This window comes from Tessaracoccus sp. MC1679, assembly GCF_014164775.1.
Lineage (GTDB): Bacteria > Actinomycetota > Actinomycetes > Propionibacteriales > Propionibacteriaceae > Arachnia.
Map to the genome: position 1 here is coordinate 200,759 of NZ_JACJGB010000005.1, position 20,876 is coordinate 221,634.

Annotated in this window: 16 protein-coding genes; 15 read left to right on the forward strand and 1 reads right to left on the reverse strand. The window is 69.9% G+C overall.

All coding sequences use genetic code 11. From position 1 onward, the window contains the following. Positions 1–35 precede the first annotated feature (35 nt). Entirely contained in the window at positions 36–644 is a 609-nt protein-coding gene (locus H5398_RS09845) for a TIGR03085 family metal-binding protein (protein ID WP_182799883.1), read from the reverse strand. Positions 645–842: 198 nt separating this feature from the next. On the opposite strand from H5398_RS09845, the gene hisI reads away from it, so the two are divergent. The 15 genes from hisI to H5398_RS09920 all read left to right on the forward strand — a co-directional run bounded on the left by hisI (position 843) and on the right by H5398_RS09920 (position 20,872). Beyond that, a complete protein-coding gene (hisI, locus tag H5398_RS09850; RefSeq protein WP_255422194.1) occupies positions 843–1,169 on the forward strand; it encodes a phosphoribosyl-AMP cyclohydrolase in 327 nt (108 codons plus the stop codon). After that, entirely contained in the window at positions 1,169–2,656 is a 1,488-nt protein-coding gene (locus H5398_RS09855; protein WP_182799884.1) for an anthranilate synthase component I, read from the forward strand. The genes hisI and H5398_RS09855 overlap by 1 nt, the downstream gene beginning before the upstream one ends. Beyond that, positions 2,653–3,060, forward strand: coding sequence for a hypothetical protein (locus H5398_RS09860; protein ID WP_182799885.1), 408 nt, complete (start codon positions 2,653–2,655; stop codon positions 3,058–3,060). Before H5398_RS09855 ends, H5398_RS09860 begins: the two co-directional genes overlap by 4 nt. A 38-nt stretch (positions 3,061–3,098) precedes the next feature. After that, the gene (locus H5398_RS09865; protein WP_182782657.1) at positions 3,099–3,305 is read left to right on the forward strand and encodes an HGxxPAAW family protein; all 207 of its coding nucleotides are present in this window, start codon (positions 3,099–3,101) and stop codon (positions 3,303–3,305) included. Continuing rightward, a complete protein-coding gene (gene trpC, locus H5398_RS09870) occupies positions 3,302–4,096 on the forward strand; it encodes an indole-3-glycerol phosphate synthase TrpC (protein ID WP_182799886.1) in 795 nt (264 codons plus the stop codon). The genes H5398_RS09865 and trpC overlap by 4 nt, the downstream gene beginning before the upstream one ends. After that, a complete protein-coding gene (gene trpB / locus H5398_RS09875; protein ID WP_182799887.1) occupies positions 4,093–5,328 on the forward strand; it encodes a tryptophan synthase subunit beta in 1,236 nt (411 codons plus the stop codon). The genes trpC and trpB overlap by 4 nt, the downstream gene beginning before the upstream one ends. Further along, positions 5,325–6,173: a tryptophan synthase subunit alpha gene (gene trpA / locus H5398_RS09880; protein ID WP_182799888.1), complete on the forward strand. Its 849-nt coding sequence runs from the start codon at positions 5,325–5,327 to the stop codon at positions 6,171–6,173. Before trpB ends, trpA begins: the two co-directional genes overlap by 4 nt. Beyond that, complete coding sequence (locus tag H5398_RS09885; protein WP_182799889.1) at positions 6,170–6,790, forward strand: SCO family protein; 621 nt, start codon at positions 6,170–6,172, stop codon at positions 6,788–6,790. Before trpA ends, H5398_RS09885 begins: the two co-directional genes overlap by 4 nt. Positions 6,791–6,837: 47 nt before the next feature. After that, positions 6,838–8,022 (forward strand): alpha-amylase family protein, encoded by a 1,185-nt coding sequence (locus H5398_RS09890; RefSeq protein ID WP_182799890.1) that lies wholly within the window; start codon positions 6,838–6,840, stop codon positions 8,020–8,022. A 139-nt stretch (positions 8,023–8,161) separates the two neighbouring features. Continuing rightward, positions 8,162–12,691 carry a glutamate synthase large subunit gene (gltB, locus tag H5398_RS09895; protein WP_182799891.1) on the forward strand — a complete coding sequence of 1,510 codons (4,530 nt, stop codon included), beginning with the start codon at positions 8,162–8,164 and terminating at the stop codon, positions 12,689–12,691. After that, positions 12,684–14,150 carry a glutamate synthase subunit beta gene (locus H5398_RS09900; protein ID WP_182782664.1) on the forward strand — a complete coding sequence of 489 codons (1,467 nt, stop codon included), beginning with the start codon at positions 12,684–12,686 and terminating at the stop codon, positions 14,148–14,150. Before gltB ends, H5398_RS09900 begins: the two co-directional genes overlap by 8 nt. Positions 14,151–14,752: 602 nt before the next feature. Then, complete coding sequence (locus tag H5398_RS09905; protein WP_182799892.1) at positions 14,753–15,040, forward strand: putative quinol monooxygenase; 288 nt, start codon at positions 14,753–14,755, stop codon at positions 15,038–15,040. 110 nt (positions 15,041–15,150) lie between these two features. Continuing rightward, positions 15,151–16,683 (forward strand): aspartate:alanine exchanger family transporter, encoded by a 1,533-nt coding sequence (locus H5398_RS09910; RefSeq protein WP_182799992.1) that lies wholly within the window; start codon positions 15,151–15,153, stop codon positions 16,681–16,683. 86 nt (positions 16,684–16,769) lie between these two features. Continuing rightward, positions 16,770–20,303: a DNA polymerase III subunit alpha gene (gene dnaE / locus H5398_RS09915; RefSeq protein WP_182799893.1), complete on the forward strand. Its 3,534-nt coding sequence runs from the start codon at positions 16,770–16,772 to the stop codon at positions 20,301–20,303. Next, positions 20,303–20,872: a hypothetical protein gene (locus tag H5398_RS09920; protein WP_182782667.1), complete on the forward strand. Its 570-nt coding sequence runs from the start codon at positions 20,303–20,305 to the stop codon at positions 20,870–20,872. Before dnaE ends, H5398_RS09920 begins: the two co-directional genes overlap by 1 nt. Positions 20,873–20,876: the final 4 nt, after the last annotated feature.

Here is a 20,876-nt window from a genome sequence, read left to right on the forward strand (position 1 = left end):
TCCGCTGAAGGCCCACAGTGGAAGGACCGGCTTCCTCAGAGGCCGGAGAGCGCCTCCCGCCAGGCCTCCAGCGCGGCGGGTTCGCCGCCGACAGTGACGTCCGCCTCACGCCCGCTGAGCAGCAGAACCAGCTCCGACGGCAGCCCGGAGACATGGATCGGGCGATTACCCGTGCCCATGGCGATTTGTTGCGCGGTGTCGGTCCGGGTGAGAAGAACGCGCCCCCGGTAGCCCGCCTGCGCCTTGTGGGCCAGCATCCGCGCCACCGGCCACAGCTCCTGCTGCTCCGCCGGGGTGAGCACCTGCGAGCCGCCGTTGGCGCGGAGCACGTCCTCGTGGTGGATGAACAGCTCGGAGGTGTTGACGAGCTTGTCGATCGGCCGCATGAACCAGGCCGGCTGTTCCAGTGCATCCAGCAGGGCCGGATAGCCGAGGCTGTGCAGCGATTCCCGCTGGATGCGTTCGGTCAGCGGCGCGAAGCGCGGAATGCCGATGCCCGGCAGTGCGGCCGGCCGGTGTTCACGGACGTAGATGTGGGAGGCGAGGTCCTGCGTCTGCCAGCCGCCGCACTTGGTTGGGGCGAACGGGCCGAGGCCGCGGAGGAGGGAGACGAGGGCGGAGCGCTGCCGCTGGGCGAAGGTCATGGGCTCAAGCTTAGGGAGTCACTGATCAATGCTGTTCTCGGCGAGGACGTGCCGGGCGGGATGAGATGGTGCCACTGCATCTGGTGCGTGTACTTGACGTCCATATCCAGATGCTGGGGGGGCAGATCGCCCGATCCGGTGCGCCGCAGCCAGGACATGATTGATCAGTGATTCCCCACGCAGGGCACAATGTGCTGCATGACTGGCACCATCGTGTACAACCAGGACGGACTGATCCCCGCCGTCGCCCAGGACGCCGACACCGGCGAGGTCCTCATGCTGGCCTGGATGAACGAGGAGTCGCTGCGCCTCACGCTGGCCACGGGCCGCGCCACCTACTGGTCCCGCTCGCGGCAGGAACTGTGGGAGAAGGGCCTCACCTCAGGGCACACCCAGCAGGTGGTGTCCGTCGCGCTGGACTGCGACGGCGACGCCCTCCTGCTGCGCGTCCACCAGAGTGGCGCCGCCTGTCACACCGGCAACCGGACCTGCTTCTTCACCCCCCTGACGGCAGAGGACCTGTGATGCGGATCGCGCCCACCATCTCGGAGTTCACCAGGCTCGCCGAGGACCGGCGGGTGATCAGCGTCTACGCCAAGCTCCTGGCCGACGACCTGACCCCCGTGGCCGTCTACCAGGCCCTGTGCGGGGCGCGCGAAGGCACCTTCCTGTTCGAGTCCGCGGAGGCCGGCGTCTGGTCGCGCTACTCGTTCGTCGGTGTCAGGACGGCCGCCACCCTCACCGAGCTGGACGGCAAGGCGCACTGGGTGGGGCACCCGCTGGCCGGCGTCGGCGACGGCGACCCCCTGACCGCGCTGCGCACCACCCTGCAGCAGCTGGCCACCCCCGTCGTCGAGGGGCTGCCCCCGTTCCACGCCGGCATGGTGGGCTACCTCGGCTACGACGTGGTGCGCCGGCTGGAGCGCCTGCCCGACACCACCGTCGACGACCTCGAGCTGCCCGAGCTGGTGATGATGCTCACCAGCGAGCTGGCCGTGTTCGACCACCACCGCGGTGAGCTGTGGCTGATCGCCAACGCCATCAACTTCGACGGCACCGATGAAGGGGTGGAGCGGGCCTACTACGGGGCCGTGGCAGCGGTGGAGGCCATGGCCGAAGCGGTGCGCGCGCCCCGCCCGTCGTTCGCGGCGCAGGAGGGGGAGCCGGCCACGCTGGCGATCACACGCCAGCGCACCTCCGAGGAGTACATGGCCATGGTGGAGGAGGCCAAGGAGGAGATCCGCGCCGGCGAGGCGTTCCAGATCGTGGTGTCCCAGCGCTTCGACATCCCCATCAGCGCCGACGCGTTGGAGGTCTACCGGGCGCTTCGGCTCACCAACCCCAGCCCCTACCTCTACCTGCTGCGCCTCCCCGGCTTCGACGTCGTGGGTTCCAGCCCCGAGGCGCTGGTCACGGTGCAGGACGGCGTGGTCACCACGCGCCCCATCGCCGGCTCCAGGCCGCGGGGCGCCACGCCGGAGGAGGACCGCAGGCTGGGCGAGGAGCTCCTGGCGGACCCCAAGGAGAGGGCCGAACACCTCATGCTGGTGGACCTGGGCCGCAACGACCTCGGCCGCATCTGCAAGCCGGGCAGCGTCACCGTGCACGAGTTCATGAACATCCACCGCTACAGCCACATCATGCACCTCGAGGCCGCGGTCTCCGGGCGCCTGGCCTACGGGCGCAGCGCCCTTGACGCCGTGCTGGCGTGTTTCCCCGCCGGCACGCTGTCCGGGGCGCCGAAGGTGCGCGCCATGGAGATCATCGACAGGCTGGAGGTGTCGCGGCGGGGACTCTACGGCGGAGTGGTGGGCTACTTCGACTTCGCCGGCAACTCGGACGTGGCCATCGCCATCCGCACCGCTGTCCTGTCCGACGGCGTGGCCCACGTGCAGGCGGGGGCGGGCATCGTCGCCGATTCGGTCCCGGAGACCGAGGACGCCGAGTGCCGTCACAAGGCGCAGGCCGTCATCACGGCGCTCGCGCGGGCCGAGGCGATGGGCACGGCGTGACCGGACGGTGGGCCGTCACGCTGCTGGCGCTGGCCGGCGCGCTGACCGCGGGGTTCTCGGCGCAGGCCGCTGGCAGCGGGGTTGCCTCCCTCGGATGGGCGCTGGCGGCTGGCCTCGGACTCTCGCTGATGCTGCGCGGGCTCCAGCTGCGGTTCCTGGGCGTGGTCCTCACCGCCCTGGCGGTCGCGGCCGCCGGGTGGGCGGGTCAGGCCGGGCAGTGGGTGTCGCTGGCCGGATTCGCGGCCTCCGCCATCGCCCTGCTCGGCATGGTGTGGTGGGGGCCGGGCTGGGTGACCCGCCGCCGCGCGGACGGCGCGCACCCCGTCGACCTGTGGGCCGCGATGGATTCCGGGGCCGATCCCACCGACGAGCAGGACGTGCACCGCGCTGGGGACGCACGGTAGTCTCGGCGCATACCTGAAGCGACGAAAGGCTCACGGCAATGGCGCGCACTCCGCAGTACTACCACCACGGCAAGAGCCCCATGGCCTGGGCCGCCTCGGGCATCGCCGCCCTCGGCTTCATCATCGCGGCCGCGGGATCCCTCATGGGCCCGCACTGGGCGCTCGTGATCACGGGCGGGGTCATCGTGGCCATCGCCGCCGTGCTCGCCCTGGTCATGAAGGCCATGGGCTACGGGCAGCCGTGACCGTCCTGGACGACATCATCGCCGGAGTCCGGCTAGACCTCGAGCAGCGCAGGGCGCGAACCCCCCTGGTTGACGTGATGCGCGCGGCCGAGCAGGCCGCGCCCGCTCTGGACCCCATGCCCCGGTTCCGTGCGCCCGGGCTGGCCGTGATCGCTGAGGTCAAGCGAAAGTCTCCGTCGAAGGGTGACCTCGCGGATATCGCGGACCCGGCAGCGCTGGCCGCCTCGTACGAGGCGGGCGGCGCCGCGGCCATCTCGGTCCTCACCGAGCAGCGGCGGTTCGGCGGCAGCCTGGCAGACCTCGACGCGGTCCGCGCCGCCGTCGGCATCCCCGTGCTCCGCAAGGACTTCATGGTGGAGGAGTACCAGTTCCACGAGGCCCGAGCCCACGGGGCGGACCTGGTGCTGCTGATCGTCGCGGCGCTCACCGACGACGAACTGGCGAGATTCGGCGCCCTCACCCACGAGCTCGGCATGACGGCGCTCGTCGAGACCCACACCGTCGACGAGGTGGACCGGGCGCTTGCGCTCGGCTTCCAGCTGATCGGCGTCAACAACCGCAACCTCAAGACCCTGGAGGTGGACCTGTCCACCTTCGGCGCGCTGGCGGAGCGGATCGGCGGCACGGCTGTCAGGGTCGCGGAATCCGGCATCCTCACCACCGACGACGTGGCCGCCGTCGCGGCGGCCGGCGCAGACGTGATCCTCGTGGGGGAGGCGCTCGTCAAGCACGGCGACCCCTCCCGGGCCATCGCGGACTTCAGGTCCGCAGCAGAAAGGCAGGACGCATGAGCGTGCCAGATGACAGGGGCCACTTCGGACGCTTCGGCGGCCGATTCGTGCCCGAGGCGCTGCAGGCGGCGCTGACCCAGCTCACCGTCGCGTTCGACGCGGCGCAGGCGGATCCCGCCTACCGCGCCGAACTCGCCCGCCTCCAGCGCGACTACTCGGGGCGCCCCACCCCCATCTCGGAGGCGGAGAACTTCTCCAAGCTGTGCGGCAACGCCCGCATCCTGCTCAAGCGTGAGGACCTCAACCACACCGGCGCGCACAAGATCAACAACGTGCTCGGTCAGGCGCTGCTCACCAAGCGGATGGGCAAGACCCGCGTGATCGCCGAGACCGGCGCCGGCCAGCACGGCGTGGCCACCGCCACCGCGGCTGCGCTGCTGGGGCTGGAGTGTCGCGTCTACATGGGCGAGGTGGACACCAAGCGCCAGGCCCTCAACGTGGCGCGCATGCAGCTGCTCGGCGCCGAGGTGTACGCCGTGGCGTCAGGCTCGCGGACGCTGAAGGACGCCATGAACGAGGCGATGCGGGACTGGGTCACCACCGTCGAGTCCACGCACTACCTGATCGGCACCGTCGGCGGACCGCACCCGTTCCCGTACATGGTGCGCGAGCTGCAGCGGATCATCTCCACCGAGGCGCGCCAGCAGATGCTGGACGACCACGGCGCCCTGCCCGACTATGTCGCGGCGTGTGTGGGCGGCGGCTCCAACGCCATCGGCATGTTCTTCGACTTCATCCCCGACGAGAACGTCAAGCTGTACGGCTTCGAGGCCGAGGGGGAGGGGATCGCGACGGGCAGGCACGCGGCCACCATCGTCGCGGGCACCCCGGGCGTGCTGCACGGCGCCCGCACCTACGTCCTGCAGGACGAGGACGGGCAGACCATCGAGTCGCACTCCATCTCCGCCGGGCTGGACTACCCAGGAGTCGGGCCGGAGCACGCCTGGCTGGCCGACACCGGGCGCGCGGTCTACGAGGGCATCACCGACGACGAGGCCATGGACGCCTTCCGGCTGCTGAGCCGCACCGAGGGCATCATCCCGGCCATCGAGTCCGCCCACGCCCTGGCGGGAGCCCGACGGCTGGGCCTGCGAATCGCGGAGGAGGACCCGTCGGCCCGCCCCACGATCCTGGTGAACCTGTCGGGTCGCGGGGACAAGGACGTGGCCACAGCGTTCGAGTACTTCGGGTTGTCGGGCCAGCCGGACCAGACCGTCGGGGGCATGGAATGAGCCAGTTCACCGACGCTGACCGGCTCGGAATCTCCGGCCAGGTCGTCGCCCGCGCACTCGACGCGGGACGCCCGGCGCTGGTGGGGTACCTGCCGGTGGGGTACCCGAGTGTCGCGGATTCGATCACCGCGCTGAAGGCCATCACCGAGGGCGTCGAGGGTCGCGGCGTGGACATCGTCGAGATCGGCATGCCGTACTCGGATCCGCTCATTGACGGGCTGGTCGTCCAGCACGCCACGGCCAAGGCACGCGCGCGCGGCGTGCGCACCAGGGACGCGTTCCTCGCCGTCGAGGCGGTGGCGCAGACCACCGCCACGCCCATGGTGATGACGTACTGGAACCTCATCGAGGCCTACGGCCCTGACGCGTTCGCCCGCGACCTCGCCGCCGCCGGCGGGGCAGGTGTGATCACCCCGGACCTGCCGCCGGACGACTGCCCGGAATGGCATGAGGCCACGGACAACTACGGCCTGGACCGGGTGTTCCTGATCGCGCCGTCGTCGACGGAGGAGCGGATCGCGCTCACCATGGCGTCGTGTCGCGGCTGGGTCTACGCCTCCAGCGTGATGGGCGTCACCGGCACCCGCACCGCCACCTCGGACGCGGCCCCCATCATCACGGCCCGGGCCCGGGCCGTGGACCAGGGGCTCCCCATCGGCATCGGCCTGGGCGTCTCGAACGGCGACCAGGCTGCCGAGGTGGGTCGCTACGCGGACCTGGTCATCGTGGGATCGGCCCTCCTGAAGTGCCTGGACTCCGACGGGCTGGACCTGCAGACAGACCTCGGCCGCCTCCGCAGGCTCGCCGACGAGCTCGCCGGTGGCGTCGAGAGGGCCCGCCGGTGATCTCTCGGCGCGGACTCCTCGGCGTCGGCGCGGTGGGGCTCCTGGCCGGCTGCACCCCCGACGAGGGGCCCGTGGCCAGCGTCAACATGGGCCAGAGTGAGTGGCACGGAACCATGCTGGCCGACGGCGGCAACCCGCTTCCTGACGTGACGCTCACTGACCAGTTCGGGCAGCCTTACAACCTGGCCACGGGGCCCACCACCAGCGCGGTGGCGCTGTTCTTCGGCTACACCAACTGCCCCGACGTGTGCCCGGGGATCATGGCGGACATGGCCACCGCCAAGCGTCGCCTCCCCGAGGACCTCATCGACGACATCACCCTCATCGTGGTCACCACGGACCCCGCCCGCGACACCCCCGAGGTGCTCCGGGAGTACCTGGCGCGCGTGGATGACTCGTTCGTGGGCCTCAGCGGCCCGCTGGAGGACATCATGCCCGCCGCGATGAGCCTCGGCATCGACATCGCCGAGGGCAAGCAGCTGCCCTCCGGCGGCTACGAGGTGGACCACGGCACCTACGTGCTGGGCTTCGGCGAGGACCGCCTGATGCGAGTGGTGTGGAACGGGCTGTCGGCCGGTGAGATGAAGGACGACTTCGAGCGCCTGATCGCCGTCTGACGGGCGCCGGGAGTAGCCTGGGGCAGAGCCGACGAGGAGGACCCCGCATGGGCCTGATGGAGCACGCGATCTGGTGGCAGGTCTATCCCCTGGGAGCGACGGGGGCGCCGATCCGAAACGAGCATGGCGATCCCGCGCACCGGCTGACCCGTCTGGAGGGATGGCTGGACTACCTCGTCGAGCTCGGCTGCAACGGGCTCCTGCTCGGTCCTGTGTTCGCGTCGGTCTCCCACGGTTACGACACGCTGGACCACTTCCGCATCGATTCCCGGCTGGGCGACGACGCGGACTTCGACCGCTTGATCGCCGGAGCCCGCGCCCGCGGGATCAACGTCATGCTCGACGGGGTGTTCAACCATGTTGCCCGTGAACACCCGCTGGTGGCCGAGCGCCCGGAGCTGATCCGTCAGGAGAACGGCCACCCCAAGGGCTGGGAGGGGCACGACTCCCTCGTGGAGCTCAATCACGACAATCCGGCGGTCCTGGACCTGGTCGCCGACGCCATGCTCCACTGGCTCCGGCGCGGCATCGCCGGATGGCGCCTGGACGTGGCCTACGCCGTCCCCACCCGATTCTGGCGCGACGTCGCCGAGCGCGTCCGGGCCGAGTTCCCTGACGCCGTCCTCCTCGGCGAGGTCATCCACGGCGACTACTCCGCCTTCGTCCGCGAATCGACGCTGGACTCGCTGACCCAGTACGAGCTGTGGAAGGCGATCTGGAGCTCGCTCAAGGACGAGAACCTCTGGGAGCTGGCTCACGCGTTTGAGCGTCACGCCGCGTTCTGCGCCGAGTTCCTGCCCCAGATCTTCGTCGGCAACCACGACGTCACCCGCATCGCCACCACCGTGGGCGCCCAGCGGGCCGGCCTCGCGGCGACCATCCTGATGACGCTGCCCGGCATGCCCAGCGTCTACTACGGCGACGAGCAGGGATTCACCGGCACGAAGACCGAGGCCTGGCACGGCGACGACGAGGTCCGCCCGCCGCTGCCCGCTACGCCAGACGAGCTGTCCGCGCTGGGTGAGCCCCTCCACCGCCGCTATCAGGCCGCGATCGCGTTCCGCCGTCGTCACCCCTGGCTGGCCACGGCCTCACTGGAGGTTCTCCACCGGAGCAACACCGAGCTGGTCTACCGCTGCTCCTCCGCCGAGGGCGCGGCCGAGTTCCGCGTGGACCTCGGGGCGGGGATCGTCGCCGTGCGCTCAGGCCACGACTCGCTCATTCTGGACTGATGTTTCGGCCAGGTAACAATTGCCTTACGCTCTGCCACCGGGCATGGATTCAGTTGCTCGGCGCAGGCCGCCCGCATACTGTTTCCTCGCTGTGGCCCGGCCGCAGCATGTCCTGAATTACTTCGAGGAGGACCAGTAGATGGCTCAGAGCGTGTTCCCGCACCGCGAAAAGGTGGGTCTCTACGACCCGTCCTACGAGCACGACGCCTGCGGTGTCGCCTTCGTGGCCCAACTCGACGGCGTGCCCCGGCACCGGATCGTGGCCCAGGGGCTCGAGGCTCTGCGCAATCTGGACCACCGCGGCGCCACCGGCGCCGACGAGGCAGCCGGTGACGGCGCCGGCATCCTGATCCAGGTCCCGGACCGGTTCCTGCGTGCCGTGGCGGGGGTCCACCTGCCGGAAGCCGGCGAGTACGCCGTCGGCCTGGCCTTCCTGCCCATCGACGACGCGCGACGCGCCGAGGTCAAGGCCGCCGTCGAGGCGATCGCCGGGGAGCTGGAGCTCGACGTGCTCGTGTGGCGTGAGGTGCCCGTCGAGACCTCGACGCTCTCGCCCATCTCGATCGGCGCCATGCCACGCTTCGAGCACCTGATCGTGGCAGGCCGCGAGGGGCAGACGGGGATCGACCTGGACCGGGTGGCCTACGTCCTTCGCCGCCGCGCCCAGCACGAGACAGGCCTCTACTTCGCCTCGCTGTCGGCGCGGACACTGGTCTACAAGGGCATGCTCACCACCGCGCAGCTGGAGGAGGTGTTCCCGGAGCTTCACGACGACCGGATCGAGTCAGCGCTGGCCCTGGTCCACTCCCGATTCTCCACCAACACGTTCCCGGCCTGGGAGCTGGCGCACCCTTACCGCATGATCGCCCACAACGGCGAGATCAACACCGTGCGCGGCAACCGCAACTGGATGCGCGCCCGGGAGGCGCTGCTCACGTCGGACAAGTTCCCCGGCACCCTGGAGAAGCTGTTCCCCATCTGCACCCCCGACGGCTCGGATTCGGCCTCCTTCGACGAGGTGCTCGAGCTGCTGCACCTCGGCGGGCGCTCCCTGCCGCACGCCGTCCTCATGATGATCCCCGAGGCGTGGGAGGGCCACGCCGAGATGGACCCGCAGCGCCGCGCGTTCTACGAGTACCACTCGATGATCATGGAGCCCTGGGACGGGCCCGCCTGCATGACGTTCACCGACGGCACCATCATCGGTGGCTGCCTGGACCGCAACGGCCTGCGCCCGGGACGCTTCTGGGAGACCGCCGACGGACTCGTGGTGTTCGCCTCGGAAGCCGGCGTGCTGCCCATCGAGGCCGGAGACGTGGTCCGCAAGGGGCGCCTCCAGCCGGGCCGCATGCTCCTGGTTGACCTGGAGAAGCATTCCATCCTCTCCGACGACGAGGTGAAGGGTTCGCTCGCAGCTGAGCACCCCTACGAGAAGTGGGTGGCGGAGAACAAGATCGAGCTCGACGCCCTTCCGGGCCGTGCCCACATCGTGCACTCCCACGCCTCCGTGATCCGCCGCCAGCAGGTGTTCGGCTACACCGAAGAGGAACTCCGCCTCATCATCGCCCCCATGGCCAACACCGGCACCGAGCCGATCGGCTCCATGGGCACGGACTCGCCGATCGCGGTGCTGAGCAGCCGGCCGCGACTGATCTTCGACTACTTCAAGCAGCTGTTCGCGCAGGTGACCAACCCGCCGCTCGACGCGATCCGCGAGGAGCTCGTCACCTCGCTGACCACCAAGATCGGACCCGAGCGCAACCTGCTGGAGCCCACCCCGGAGGCGGCCCGGCAGCTCACCATGAACCGGCCGGTCCTGGATTCCGAGCAGCTCGCCAAGATCGTGCGCCTCAACAAGGACGGCGAACTGCCCGGGTACGGCACCCACGTGGTGCACGGCCTGTACAAGGTGGCCGGCGGCGGCAGGGCGCTGGAGAAGAAGATCGAGGAGATCTGCCACGAGGTGTCCGCGGCCATCCGCGGCGGAGCCCGCGCGATCGTCCTGTCAGACCGGCACGCCACCGCCCAGCTGGCGCCCATCCCGTCGCTGCTGCTCACCGCGGCCGTGCACCATCACCTGGTGCGGGAGAAGACCCGCACCCAGGTGGGCCTCGTGGTGGAGGCCGGCGACGTGCGCGAGGTCCACCACATGGCGCTCCTGATCGGCTTCGGAGCCGCCGCCATCAACCCGTACCTGGTGTTCGAGTCCGCGGAGGACCTGGCCCGACGGGAGATGTACGTCGAGGTGAGCGCCGAGAAGGCCATCGCCAACGTCGCCAAGGCGCTGTCCAAGGGCGTGCTGAAGGTGATGAGCAAGATGGGCGTCTCCACCATCGCCTCGTACACCGGCGCGCAGATCTTCGAGTGCGTCGGCCTCAGCCAGGACGTGGTGGACCGCTATTTCACCGGCACCACGAGCCGGCTCGGAGGCCTCGGCCTGGGCCAGCTGGCCGACGAGATCCAGGCCCGGCACACGACCGCCTACCCCACAGACGGCATCCCGCTCGCGCACCGCAACCTCCTGGTGGGCGGCGAGTACCAGTGGCGCCGCGAGGGTGAGCCGCACCTGTTCGACCCGGAGACGGTGTTCCGCCTCCAGCACGCCACCTCCACCGGCGACTACACGATGTTCCAGCGCTACACCTCGCTGGTCAACGACAACTCCTCGCGGATCATGACGCTGCGCTCCCTGATGGACTTCAAGCCCACCGAGCCGATCAGCATCGACGAGGTGGAGCCCGTCGAGAGCATCGTCAAGCGGTTCTCCACCGGCGCCATGAGCTACGGCTCCATCTCCATGGAGGCCCACCAGACCCTCGCCGTCGCGATGAACCGCATCGGCGGCAAGTCCAACACCGGCGAGGGCGGCGAGGACCCGGAGCGGCTCCACGACCCGGCCCGCCGCTCCGCCATCAAGCAGGTGGCCTCCGGCCGCTTCGGCGTGACCTCGGAGTACCTCACCTACGCCGACGACATCCAGATCAAGATGGCCCAGGGCGCCAAGCCCGGCGAGGGCGGCCAGCTGCCCGGCCCGAAGGTCTACCCGTGGGTGGCCAAGACGCGTCACTCGACGCCGGGCGTGGGCCTCATCTCCCCGCCGCCGCACCACGACATCTACTCCATCGAGGACCTCAAGCAGCTGATCCACGACCTCAAGTGCGCCAACCCCTCGGCGCGGGTGCACGTCAAGCTCGTCTCCGAGATCGGCGTCGGCACGGTCGCGGCGGGCGTCAGCAAGGCCAAGGCGGACGTGGTGCTGATCTCCGGCCACGACGGCGGCACCGGCGCGGCGCCCCTGACCTCGCTCAAGCACGCCGGCGCCCCTTGGGAGCTCGGCCTGGCCGAGACGCAGCAGACGCTGCTGCTCAACGGGCTGCGTGACCGCATCGTCGTCCAGTGCGACGGCCAGCTCAAGACCGGCCGGGACGTGCTCATCGCGGCGCTGCTCGGCGCCGAGGAGTTCGGGTTCGCGACGGCGCCCCTCGTGGTGGCCGGCTGCATCATGATGCGCGTCTGCCACAAAGACACCTGCCCGGTGGGTGTGGCCACGCAGAACCCGTTCCTCCGGGGCAAGTTCCACGGGGACCCGGACCACGTGGTCAACTTCTTCATGTTCATGGCGCGCGAGGTGCGCGAGCTGCTCGCCTCCCTCGGGCTGCGCTCCCTCGAAGAGGCTGTCGGACGGGCGGACCTGCTGGACGTCGGCAAGGCGGTTGGCCACTGGAAGACCCACGGCCTCAACCTCTCGCCCATCCTCACGCAGATCGACGTGCCCGAGGGTACCCAGCGCCACTGCACCACGGTCCAGGACCACGGCCTGGACTCGAAGCTGGACGTCGAGCTGATCCGGCTGTCGGAGCCCGCGCTCGCCCGCGGCGAGCAGGTGCGCCAGTCGTTGCCGGTGCGCAACGTGGACCGCACCGTCGGCACCATGCTGGGCCACGAGGTGACCAAGGCCACCGAGGGCAAGGGCCTGGAGCCAGGCACCATCGAGTTCACGCTCACCGGCACCGGCGGCCAGAGCTTCGGCGCCTTCCTGCCCCGCGGCATCACGCTGCGGCTCATCGGTGACTCCAACGACTACTTCGGCAAGGGACTCTCGGGCGGACGCCTCGTCGTCACCCCGCCGCAGGGGGTGCGCTTCGACCCCGCCGAGCAGATCGTCGCAGGCAACGTCATCGGCTACGGCGCCACCTCAGGGGCTATGTTCCTGCGCGGCCTGGTGGGTGAGCGCTTCTGCGTGCGCAACTCCGGGGCCACCGCCGTCGTCGAGGGCGTTGGGGACCACGGCTGCGAGTACATGACCGGCGGCGAGGTCCTCGTCATCGGGCCCACCGGCCGCAACTTCGCCGCCGGCATGTCAGGTGGCGTGGCCTGGGTGCTGGATCTGAACCCGCTGCGCCTCAACACCGAGTTGGCGGACCCGGTCGACCCGGAGCCTGAGGACGTGGCACGGATCCGGGAGCTGATGGCCGAGCACCGCGCCGAGACAGGCTCCCTGGTCGCCGACGAGCTGCTCCAGCTCAGCGACGAGGACCTGCGCCTCCGCTTCACAAAGGTGCAACCGCGCGACTTCGCCCGCATCATGGCCGTCAAGGCCCAGTCCGTCTCCGACGGGCTGTCCGACGAGGACACCACCACACTGATGATGGAGGCCGCTCATGGCTGATCCCAAGGGTTTCATGACCACGCCACGGCAGGTGGCCGAGCGTCGCCCCGTGGAGGAGCGCGTACACGACTGGAAGGAGGTCTACCCGGGCACCCCGGGCAAGGCCCTCCTGCCGATCATCTCCCAGCAGGCCGGCCGCTGCATGGACTGTGGCATCCCGTTCTGCCACAACGGCTGCCCGCTGGGCAACCTGATCCCCGAGTGGAACGACCTGGTCTGGCGCGACGAGTGGCAGGCCGCGCTGGACCGGCTGCACGCCACCAACAACTTCCCGGAGTTCACCGGCCGCCTCTGCCCGGCGCCCTGCGAGACGGCCTGCGTGGTGGCGATCAACATGGACGCGGTGACCATCAAGAACGTCGAGGTGGCCATCATCGACAAGGCGTGGGAGGACTCCCGCGTCTTCCCGCAACAGCCTGAGTGGCACACCGCCAAGACGGTGGCCGTCGTCGGCTCCGGGCCGGCCGGCCTCGCCGCGGCGCAGCAGCTGACCCGCGCCGGGCACACCGTCGTGGTCTACGAGCGTGCCGACGCCATCGGCGGCCTGCTGCGGTACGGCATCCCCGAGTTCAAGATGGAGAAGGCCGTCCTCAACCGCCGCCTCAAGCAGATGGTGCTGGAAGGGACCCAGTTCAAGACCGGCGTCAACGTGGGCGTCGACATCACGGGCAAGGAACTCCTGGACCGCTACGAGGCCGTGGTGCTCGCCATCGGCTCCACCGTTCCCCGCGACCTGCCCGTCCCCGGGCGCGAGCTCGCAGGCATCCATCAGGCCATGGAGTTCCTGCCCCAGGCCAACCGCGCCGCGCTCGGCGAAGAGGTGGCGGACCAGATCACCGCCGAGGGCAAGGACGTGGTGATCATCGGCGGCGGTGACACCGGCGCCGACTGCCTCGGCACCTCCACCCGGCAGGGCGCACGATCCATCACCCAGCTTGAGATCCTGCCCATGCCCCCGGGGGACCGCCCCGCGGGCCAGCCGTGGCCCACCTACCCGATGACGTTCAAGATCACCTCGGCGCACGAGGAGGCCGGGGACCGGGTGTACTCCGTGTCCACCAACCGGTTCGTGGGCGACGACCAGGGCCGGGTCGCCGGCCTGGACATCGTCGAGGTCCGCTTCGACGCCGGCCGCTTCGTGCCGGTCGAGGGCACCGAGCGGCACATCCCGGCCCAGTTGGTGCTGCTGGCGATGGGGTTCACCGGACCCCAGCAGACCGGCCTGGTCGAGGAGCTCGGGGTGGAGCTCGATCCCCGCGGCAACATCGTGCGCGATGACAAGTACCGCACCAGCGTGGAGCATGTGTTCGTGTGCGGCGACGCGGGCCGCGGGCAGTCGCTGATCGTCTGGGCGATCGCGGAGGGTCGGTCCTGCGCGCAGGGCGTCGACGAGCACCTCAGCGGCTCGTCGAAGCTCCCACGGCCGATCGGGCCCCAGGAGCGCCAGCTGCTGGTCTAGCGGTCATCTTCGATTGTCAGTCGGGGTTTCGGTCCCTGAGGTGGGGCCGCCCGCGGAGCGGCGTGGCCTGTCCCCATCGCTCCCTGAGGAGGGCCGCCCGCGTAGCGGCGTGGCCTGTCCCCTTTCGCTCCCTGAGGAGGCGCGCCGCCGAAGGCGCGGGTGCCGTCTCGAAGGGTCGTGACTATCACCTTCACGCGTTTCTCGTGGTTGGGTGCGGGGAGACGAGAGACGATGCCCGGGCGGCCGTTGTCCTTGGTCTGAAGGTTGATACCGGTGTGGTCGGTGGTCGGGTTGTTGAGGCCGCCCGGCCCTCGTCTCCCGTCTCCCCGCACTCGTTCCTCCTGTGGCGTTGTCTTGTCCCGGGTGTGGGCCGGCAGGGCGGCGTTGGGGTCGGGGCTGCTTGGGCGGGATGCCAGCTGGGTGATCGTCGGGTTGGGCACCGCTGCGCAGTGCCGCCCTGCCGTCCCCCACCCTTGCGCTCGGGAGCGGGACCCTTTGGACCTGAACCCCCGACAAGCCAGCGGAGACGACCATTGGTGTCCTGCGTCAGGCCGATGGGGCTGTCTCGCACCGGGAGGGTCCCACAGGGATAGGCTCGGCAGATGAAGACACTGTTCGCCGAGTTCACCGCGCTGCCCGGACACGAGGATCGGGTCGCCGAGCTGATGGCCGGCCTCACCGCGAAGGTCCGCCAGGAGCCCGGCAACGTGGTGTTCCTCCCGTTCACCCGGGAGGACCACCCGCGACGATGGTTCGTCTTCGAGCAGTACCGCGACGACGACGCCTTCCAGGCACACATCACGGCCGAGTACGGCGCTGAGTTCAACGCGGAGCTGGTCCACCACATCGTGGAGGACGGCTCGCACCTCACCTGGTTGAACGAGCCCTGAGCCGCCCGCGTTTCGTGAAGCGCTAGCCTGCTGACTGCCCGGACGAGTGAACGGGCGGGGGAGGAGTCACCGTGCTGGGCCTGCTCGCGTCGTCGCCCCTGCTGACCATCATGCTGGTCGTGGCGTTGGGCGCCGCGTTCGGCATGATTCCCTTCGGGCCCCTCAAGCTCGGCGCCGCGGGGGCCTTGTTCGTCGGCCTCGCCGTGGGCGCGCTGGACCCCGCGCTCGGCGACGGACTGGCCCTGATCTCCACACTCGGGCTCGCCCTGTTCGTCTACACCGTGGGCATCGCGGCGGGGGAGACCTTCTTCTCAGACCTCCGGCGCCAACTCCCGCTGATGATCCTCGCGGTGGCGGCCATTGCCGCCGTGACGGCCCTAGCCTCGATGATCGGCTCCTGGCTGGGCCTCGGCACCGGCATGGTGGCCGGGCTCATCGCGGGCGCGCTCACCTCGACTCCGGCACTCGCCGCCGCCACCGCAGCCACCGGCAGCCCCGACGCCGCCGTCGGCTACGCCCTCGGCTACCCGGTGGGCGTGATCCTGGCCATCGTCGTCGTGGCGCTCGTGGTGGGACGGAAGTGGCCCGGCCGGAACGACCCGGCGCCCGCCTCGGCCGACGCCATCGTGGCCGAATCCGTGCACGTCAAGAGGCCCACCTCCCAGCGGGGCGTGCCCGGCTGGGCGGACGAGAGCATCAAGATGAGCTACCTCGTCCGCGACGCCCGCACCCGGGTCCTGGCCCCCGGTGAGGACCTGCAGGCCGGGGACGAGGTGCTCGTGGTGGGCGCACCGGCCGCCGTTGAGGAAGCGATCGCCTACCTCGGGCACCGGCTGTCCCGGGAGCTGACCGACGACCGCGCCTTCGTGGACTTCACCCGGTTCGTGGTGTCCTCGCCGTCGGTGGCGGGGCGTACCGTGGCGCAGCTCAACCTCCCGGGGCGCTTCGGGGCGGTGATCACCCGGGTGCGCCGCGGCGACTCGGATCTCCTCGCCCGTGACGACCTCGTCCTGCAGCTCGGCGACCGGGTCCTGGCGGTGGCACCCCAGGAGGAGTTGGACGACCTGTCGACGTTCCTGGGGGACTCCGAGCGACGAGTCGCAGAGGTGGATGCCCTCGCGCTCGGCCTGGGGCTGGTGGCCGGCCTGCTGATCGGCGCGATCGCGGTCCCCATGCCCGGAGAGGCCGTGTTCTCCCTCGGCTCCGCGGCCGGCCCTCTCCTGGTGGGCATGGTGCTGGGCGCCACCCACCGCACCGGCCCGCTGATCTGGGCCATGCCGCTCACCGTCAACCTCACCATCCGGCAACTGGGCCTGCTGCTGTTCCTCGCCAGCGTCGGCCTGGCCTCGGGGCCGCTGTTCGCCGACCAGGCGCTCACCGCCACCGGGCTCCGGGCCGGGCTCCTGGCGGCCATCATCGTCGCGTTCTCCGCCGTCGTCTTCCTCGCGGGCGCCAGGTTCCTGGGGCTCAGCGCCCCCCGCGCCGCCGGGGGCTTCGCGGGTTACATCGGCCAGCCGGCCATCCTGTCGTTCGCCACCTCACGGGTCAGCGACGGGCGTGTCGACGCGGGCTACGCCGCCCTGTTCGCGTTGGGGATCATCGCCAAGATCGTCGCCGTGCAGGTGCTGGGGGCGGTGGCGTGACCCACCGGCCGCGCCACAGGGCCGGCGCGGCCAGGGGCGAGTATGGTGGGGTCCCGTCGCCCGCTGACGGATGGAGGAGATGACAGATGGCCGATACCTTCGTTCACCTCCACAACCACTCCGAGTTCTCCATGCTCGACGGCGCCGCCCGCGTCAAGGACATGTTCAAGCAGGCCGAGAAGCTCGGCATGACGGCGCTGGCCATCACGGACCACGGCAATCTGTTCGGCGCCTACGAGTTCTACAAGGCTTCGAAGGAATTCGCCGTCAAGCCCATCATCGGGCTCGAGGCCTACCTCACTCCCCGCACCCACCGCTCCGAGCGCAAGCGGGTCCAGTTCGGGGACGGCACCGGCGACGACGTGGCCTCCAAGGGCGCCTACACCCATATGACGATGTGGGCCTCCAACCAGGAGGGCATGCACAACCTCTTCCGGCTCAGCACACGCAGCTCGCTGGAGGGCTTCTTCTACAAGCCGCGCGCGGACCGGGAACTGCTCAACCTGTACGGGAAGGGCCTCATCGGCACCACCGGCTGCCCCTCAGGGGAGGTGCAGACGTTCCTGCGGCTCGGCCAGTACGACAACGCGCTCGCCACCGCCGCCGAGTTCCGCGACATCTTCGGCGAGGGCAACTTCTTCGTCGAGCTGATGGATCACGGGCTGGAGATCGAGACCCGGGTCCGGCACGACCTGCTCAGGCTCGCCAAGGACCTGCGGCTGCCGCTGGTGGCCACCAACGACTCCCACTACGTCCACGCCGACGACGCCGACGCCCACGACACGCTGCTGTGCGTCTCCGCGGGCTCCCGCAAGGCGCAGACGGACAGGTTCAAGTTCGACGGCAACGGCTACTACATGAAGTCGCCCGCGGAGATGCGCGCCCTCTTCCACGAACTGCCCGAGGCATGCGACAACACGCTGGCCATCGCCGAACGCATCGAGACCACCTTCGACGAGGGCTCCGGCACCTACATGCCGAAGTTCCCCTGCCCCGAGGGGGAGACCGAGGACACCTGGTTCCTCAAGGAGGTCCAGCGCGGGCTCGCCGCGCGCTATCCCGGGGGAGTGTCCGCCGAGGTCGCGGACCGGGCGCACTTCGAGATGGGCATCATCACGCAGATGGGCTTCACCGGCTACTTCCTGGTGGTGGCGGACTTCATCAACTGGGCGAAGAAGAACGGGGTGCGTGTCGGCCCCGGCCGAGGCTCGGGCGCAGGCTCCATGGTCGCCTACGCGATGCGCATCACAGACCTGGACCCCATCGAGCACGGTCTTCTGTTCGAGCGCTTCCTCAACCCCGAGCGCGTCTCCATGCCGGACTTCGACATCGACTTCGACGACCGCCGCCGCGGCGAGGTGATCGCCTACGTCACCGAGAAGTACGGCTCGGACAAGGTGGCGCAGATCGTCACCTACGGCTCCATCAAGGCCAAGGCCGCCGTCAAGGACGCCGCGCGCGTGCTGGACATGCCCTTCGCCATCGGCGAGCAGATCACCAAGGCCATGCCCGCCGACGTGATGGGCAAGGGGGTCCCGCTGGCGGACCTGTTCAACGAGAACCACAAGCGCTACAACGAGGGCAGCGAGTTCCGCGAGCTGTACCAGGGCTCCCCGGACGTGCGCACCGTCGTGGACACAGCCATGGGGCTGGAAGGGCTGAAACGCCAGTGGGGCGTGCACGCCGCCGGTGTCATCATGTCCGCCTCCCCGCTGATCGACATCATCCCGCTCATGAAGCGGGAGGCCGACGGGGCCATCATCACCCAGTTCGACTACCCCGGCTGCGAGTCCCTCGGGCTGATCAAGATGGACTTCCTGGGCCTGCGCAACCTCACGGTGCTCGACGACGCGGTGCGCAACGTCAAGCTCAACAAGGGCATCGACGTGGACCTCGACACCCTCACCCTCGACGACCCGGCCACCTACGCGCTGCTCCAGGCCGGAGACACGCTGGGGGTGTTCCAGCTCGACGGCGGACCCATGCGGGCCCTGCTGCGCCAGATGCAGCCGGACTGCTTCGAGGACATCTCCGCCGTGGGCGCCCTGTACCGACCCGGCCCCATGGGCGCCGACTCGCACAACAAGTACGCGCGTCGCAAGACCGGCCGCGAGCCGGTGGAGCCCATCCATCCGGAGCTCGCCGAGGCGCTGGAGCCCATCCTGGGGGAGACCTACGGCCTGATCGTGTATCAGGAGCAGGTGATGGCCATCGCCCAGCAGCTGGCCGGATACTCGCTCGGCAGCGCGGACATGCTGCGCCGCGCCATGGGCAAGAAGAAGAAGTCCGAACTGGACGCCCAGTACGAGATCTTCTCCGGCGGGATGCAGGAGCGGGGCTACTCGCAGGACGCGGTCCGCACCGTGTGGGACATCCTGCTGCCGTTCTCGGACTACGCGTTCAACAAGGCACACTCCGCCGCCTACGGCCTGGTCTCCTACTGGACGGCGTGGCTGAAGGCCAACCACCCCGTCGAGTACATGGCCGCCCTGCTGCAGTCCGTCCGCGACGACAAGGACAAGTCCGGCCTCTACCTCGCCGAGTGCCGCCGGATGGGCATCCAGGTCCTGCCGCCGGACGTCAACTCCTCCGAGTCCGCGTTCACCCCCGTGGGTGACCACATCCGGTTCGGCCTCGGCGCGGTCCGCAACGTGGGCGACAAGGTGGTCAGCGCCTGGATCGTCGAGCGCCAGCGGAAGGGCCCGGCCACGGACTTCCACGACTTCCTGGACAAGTCCCCGCTGCTGATGTGCAACAAGCGCACCATCGAGTCGCTGATCAAGGCGGGGGCCTTTGACGAGCTCGGCCACGCGCGGCGCGCGCTGATGGGCATCTTCGAGACCGCCGTCGACTCCATCATCGACGTCAAACGCAACGCCGAGAACGGCCAGGACGGATTCGACTTCGGCCTGAGCCTCCCCGACGATTCGTCCGGCCCCGCCCTGCACGCCCAGGTGCCGCAGGTCGACGAGTGGGACCGTCGCACCAGGCTCGCCTTCGAACGGGAGATGCTGGGCCTCTACGTCTCGGACCACCCCCTCAACGGCCTCGAACACGTGCTGCAGGCCAACAGTGACCGCCCCATCGCTTCGGCGGCCGCAGGTGAGGGCTTCCGCGGGCAGACCAAGCTGTGCGGGCTCATCACCTCGGTGAACCGTCGGGTGAACAAGGCCGGCAACATCTGGGCGCAGGTGGTGCTGGAGGATCTGACCAGCTCCATCGAGGTGACGGTCTTCCCCCGCGTCTACGACCAGGTGGCCGCCCACCTCGCGCCGGACACGATTGTCGCGGTGGAGGGCACGGTGGAATCCGGCGAGGACCGCGGCCGGATGCGCGCCCAGCACCTCGTCTCGCCCCACGTCAGCGCGGAGGGCAACGTCGGGCCGCTGGCCCTGACGCTCCCGGCCGTGCGCTGCACCCCCGGCGTGGTGGCCCGGATCAAGGAGATCCTCGCCCAGTACCCGGGGGCCGCGGAGGTGCACCTGCAGCTGCGCACCGGAGACCAGGTCAAAACCTTCAGGTTGGGCGACGGTTTCCGGGTGGAGCTCACCTCGGCGCTGTTCGCGGACCTGAAGGCGGTCCTCGGGCCCAGCTGCGTCGGCGTCGGAAGGCAGGACTGATGGCCGAGGATGTGCTGGTCATCTCCCGCCGGGGCAGGTTGTCGGAGCTGTGGGACAGCACCGCCTGGCGCGTCGCGGCCTACCTCGCCGCGGCGGTGGCGCTGGGCGTGATCGCAGGCCTGCTGTGGTCCTCGCTGTCCCCGCTGCCCGCCTTCACCATCAACAACGACATGACGGCCTCGATCAACGAGCGCAGCCAGACGGCGATGGTGGCTGCGGACGTCACGTTCACGGTGCTCACCGGCGTTGTCGGGCTTGTCCTGGGGGCCGTCGGCTGGGTGATTCTGCACCCCAAGGGCTGGGTGGTGATCGCTGTCCCGCTGATCGCGGCGCTGGCGGCAGCCCTCACGGCGTGGCAGACAGGGCTGCTCGTGGGCGAATCCGGTTTCGTTGACCGGCTCGCCGCCGCCCAGGCCGGCGACGTGGTACGCGTGGACCTGGCGTTGCGGTCGATGTCGGCGCTGCTGGTGGCGCCCTTCGCGGCTATCACGCCCATCATGCTGATGGCCGCCTTCTGGCCGGAGCCCCGCGTGGACCGGCCCACGGAGGAGCCCGTCGGCACGGTCTAGACTT

Bases quoted from the DNA above. Each gene is read 5' to 3' on its own strand.
- H5398_RS09845 (WP_182799883.1), bottom strand. From the start codon at position 644: ATGACCTTCGCCCAGCGGCAGCGCTCCGCCCTCGTCTCCCTCCTCCGC.
- hisI (WP_255422194.1), top strand. From the start codon at position 843: ATGACTGGCACCATCGTGTACAACCAGGACGGACTGATCCCCGCCGTC.
- H5398_RS09855 (WP_182799884.1), top strand. From the start codon at position 1,169: ATGCGGATCGCGCCCACCATCTCGGAGTTCACCAGGCTCGCCGAGGAC.
- H5398_RS09865 (WP_182782657.1), top strand. From the start codon at position 3,099: ATGGCGCGCACTCCGCAGTACTACCACCACGGCAAGAGCCCCATGGCC.
- trpB (WP_182799887.1), top strand. From the start codon at position 4,093: ATGAGCGTGCCAGATGACAGGGGCCACTTCGGACGCTTCGGCGGCCGA.
- trpA (WP_182799888.1), top strand. From the start codon at position 5,325: ATGAGCCAGTTCACCGACGCTGACCGGCTCGGAATCTCCGGCCAGGTC.
- H5398_RS09890 (WP_182799890.1), top strand. From the start codon at position 6,838: ATGGGCCTGATGGAGCACGCGATCTGGTGGCAGGTCTATCCCCTGGGA.
- gltB (WP_182799891.1), top strand. From the start codon at position 8,162: ATGGCTCAGAGCGTGTTCCCGCACCGCGAAAAGGTGGGTCTCTACGAC.
- H5398_RS09900 (WP_182782664.1), top strand. From the start codon at position 12,684: ATGGCTGATCCCAAGGGTTTCATGACCACGCCACGGCAGGTGGCCGAG.
- H5398_RS09905 (WP_182799892.1), top strand. From the start codon at position 14,753: ATGAAGACACTGTTCGCCGAGTTCACCGCGCTGCCCGGACACGAGGAT.
- H5398_RS09910 (WP_182799992.1), top strand. From the start codon at position 15,151: ATGCTGGTCGTGGCGTTGGGCGCCGCGTTCGGCATGATTCCCTTCGGG.
- dnaE (WP_182799893.1), top strand. From the start codon at position 16,770: ATGGCCGATACCTTCGTTCACCTCCACAACCACTCCGAGTTCTCCATG.
- H5398_RS09920 (WP_182782667.1), top strand. From the start codon at position 20,303: ATGGCCGAGGATGTGCTGGTCATCTCCCGCCGGGGCAGGTTGTCGGAG.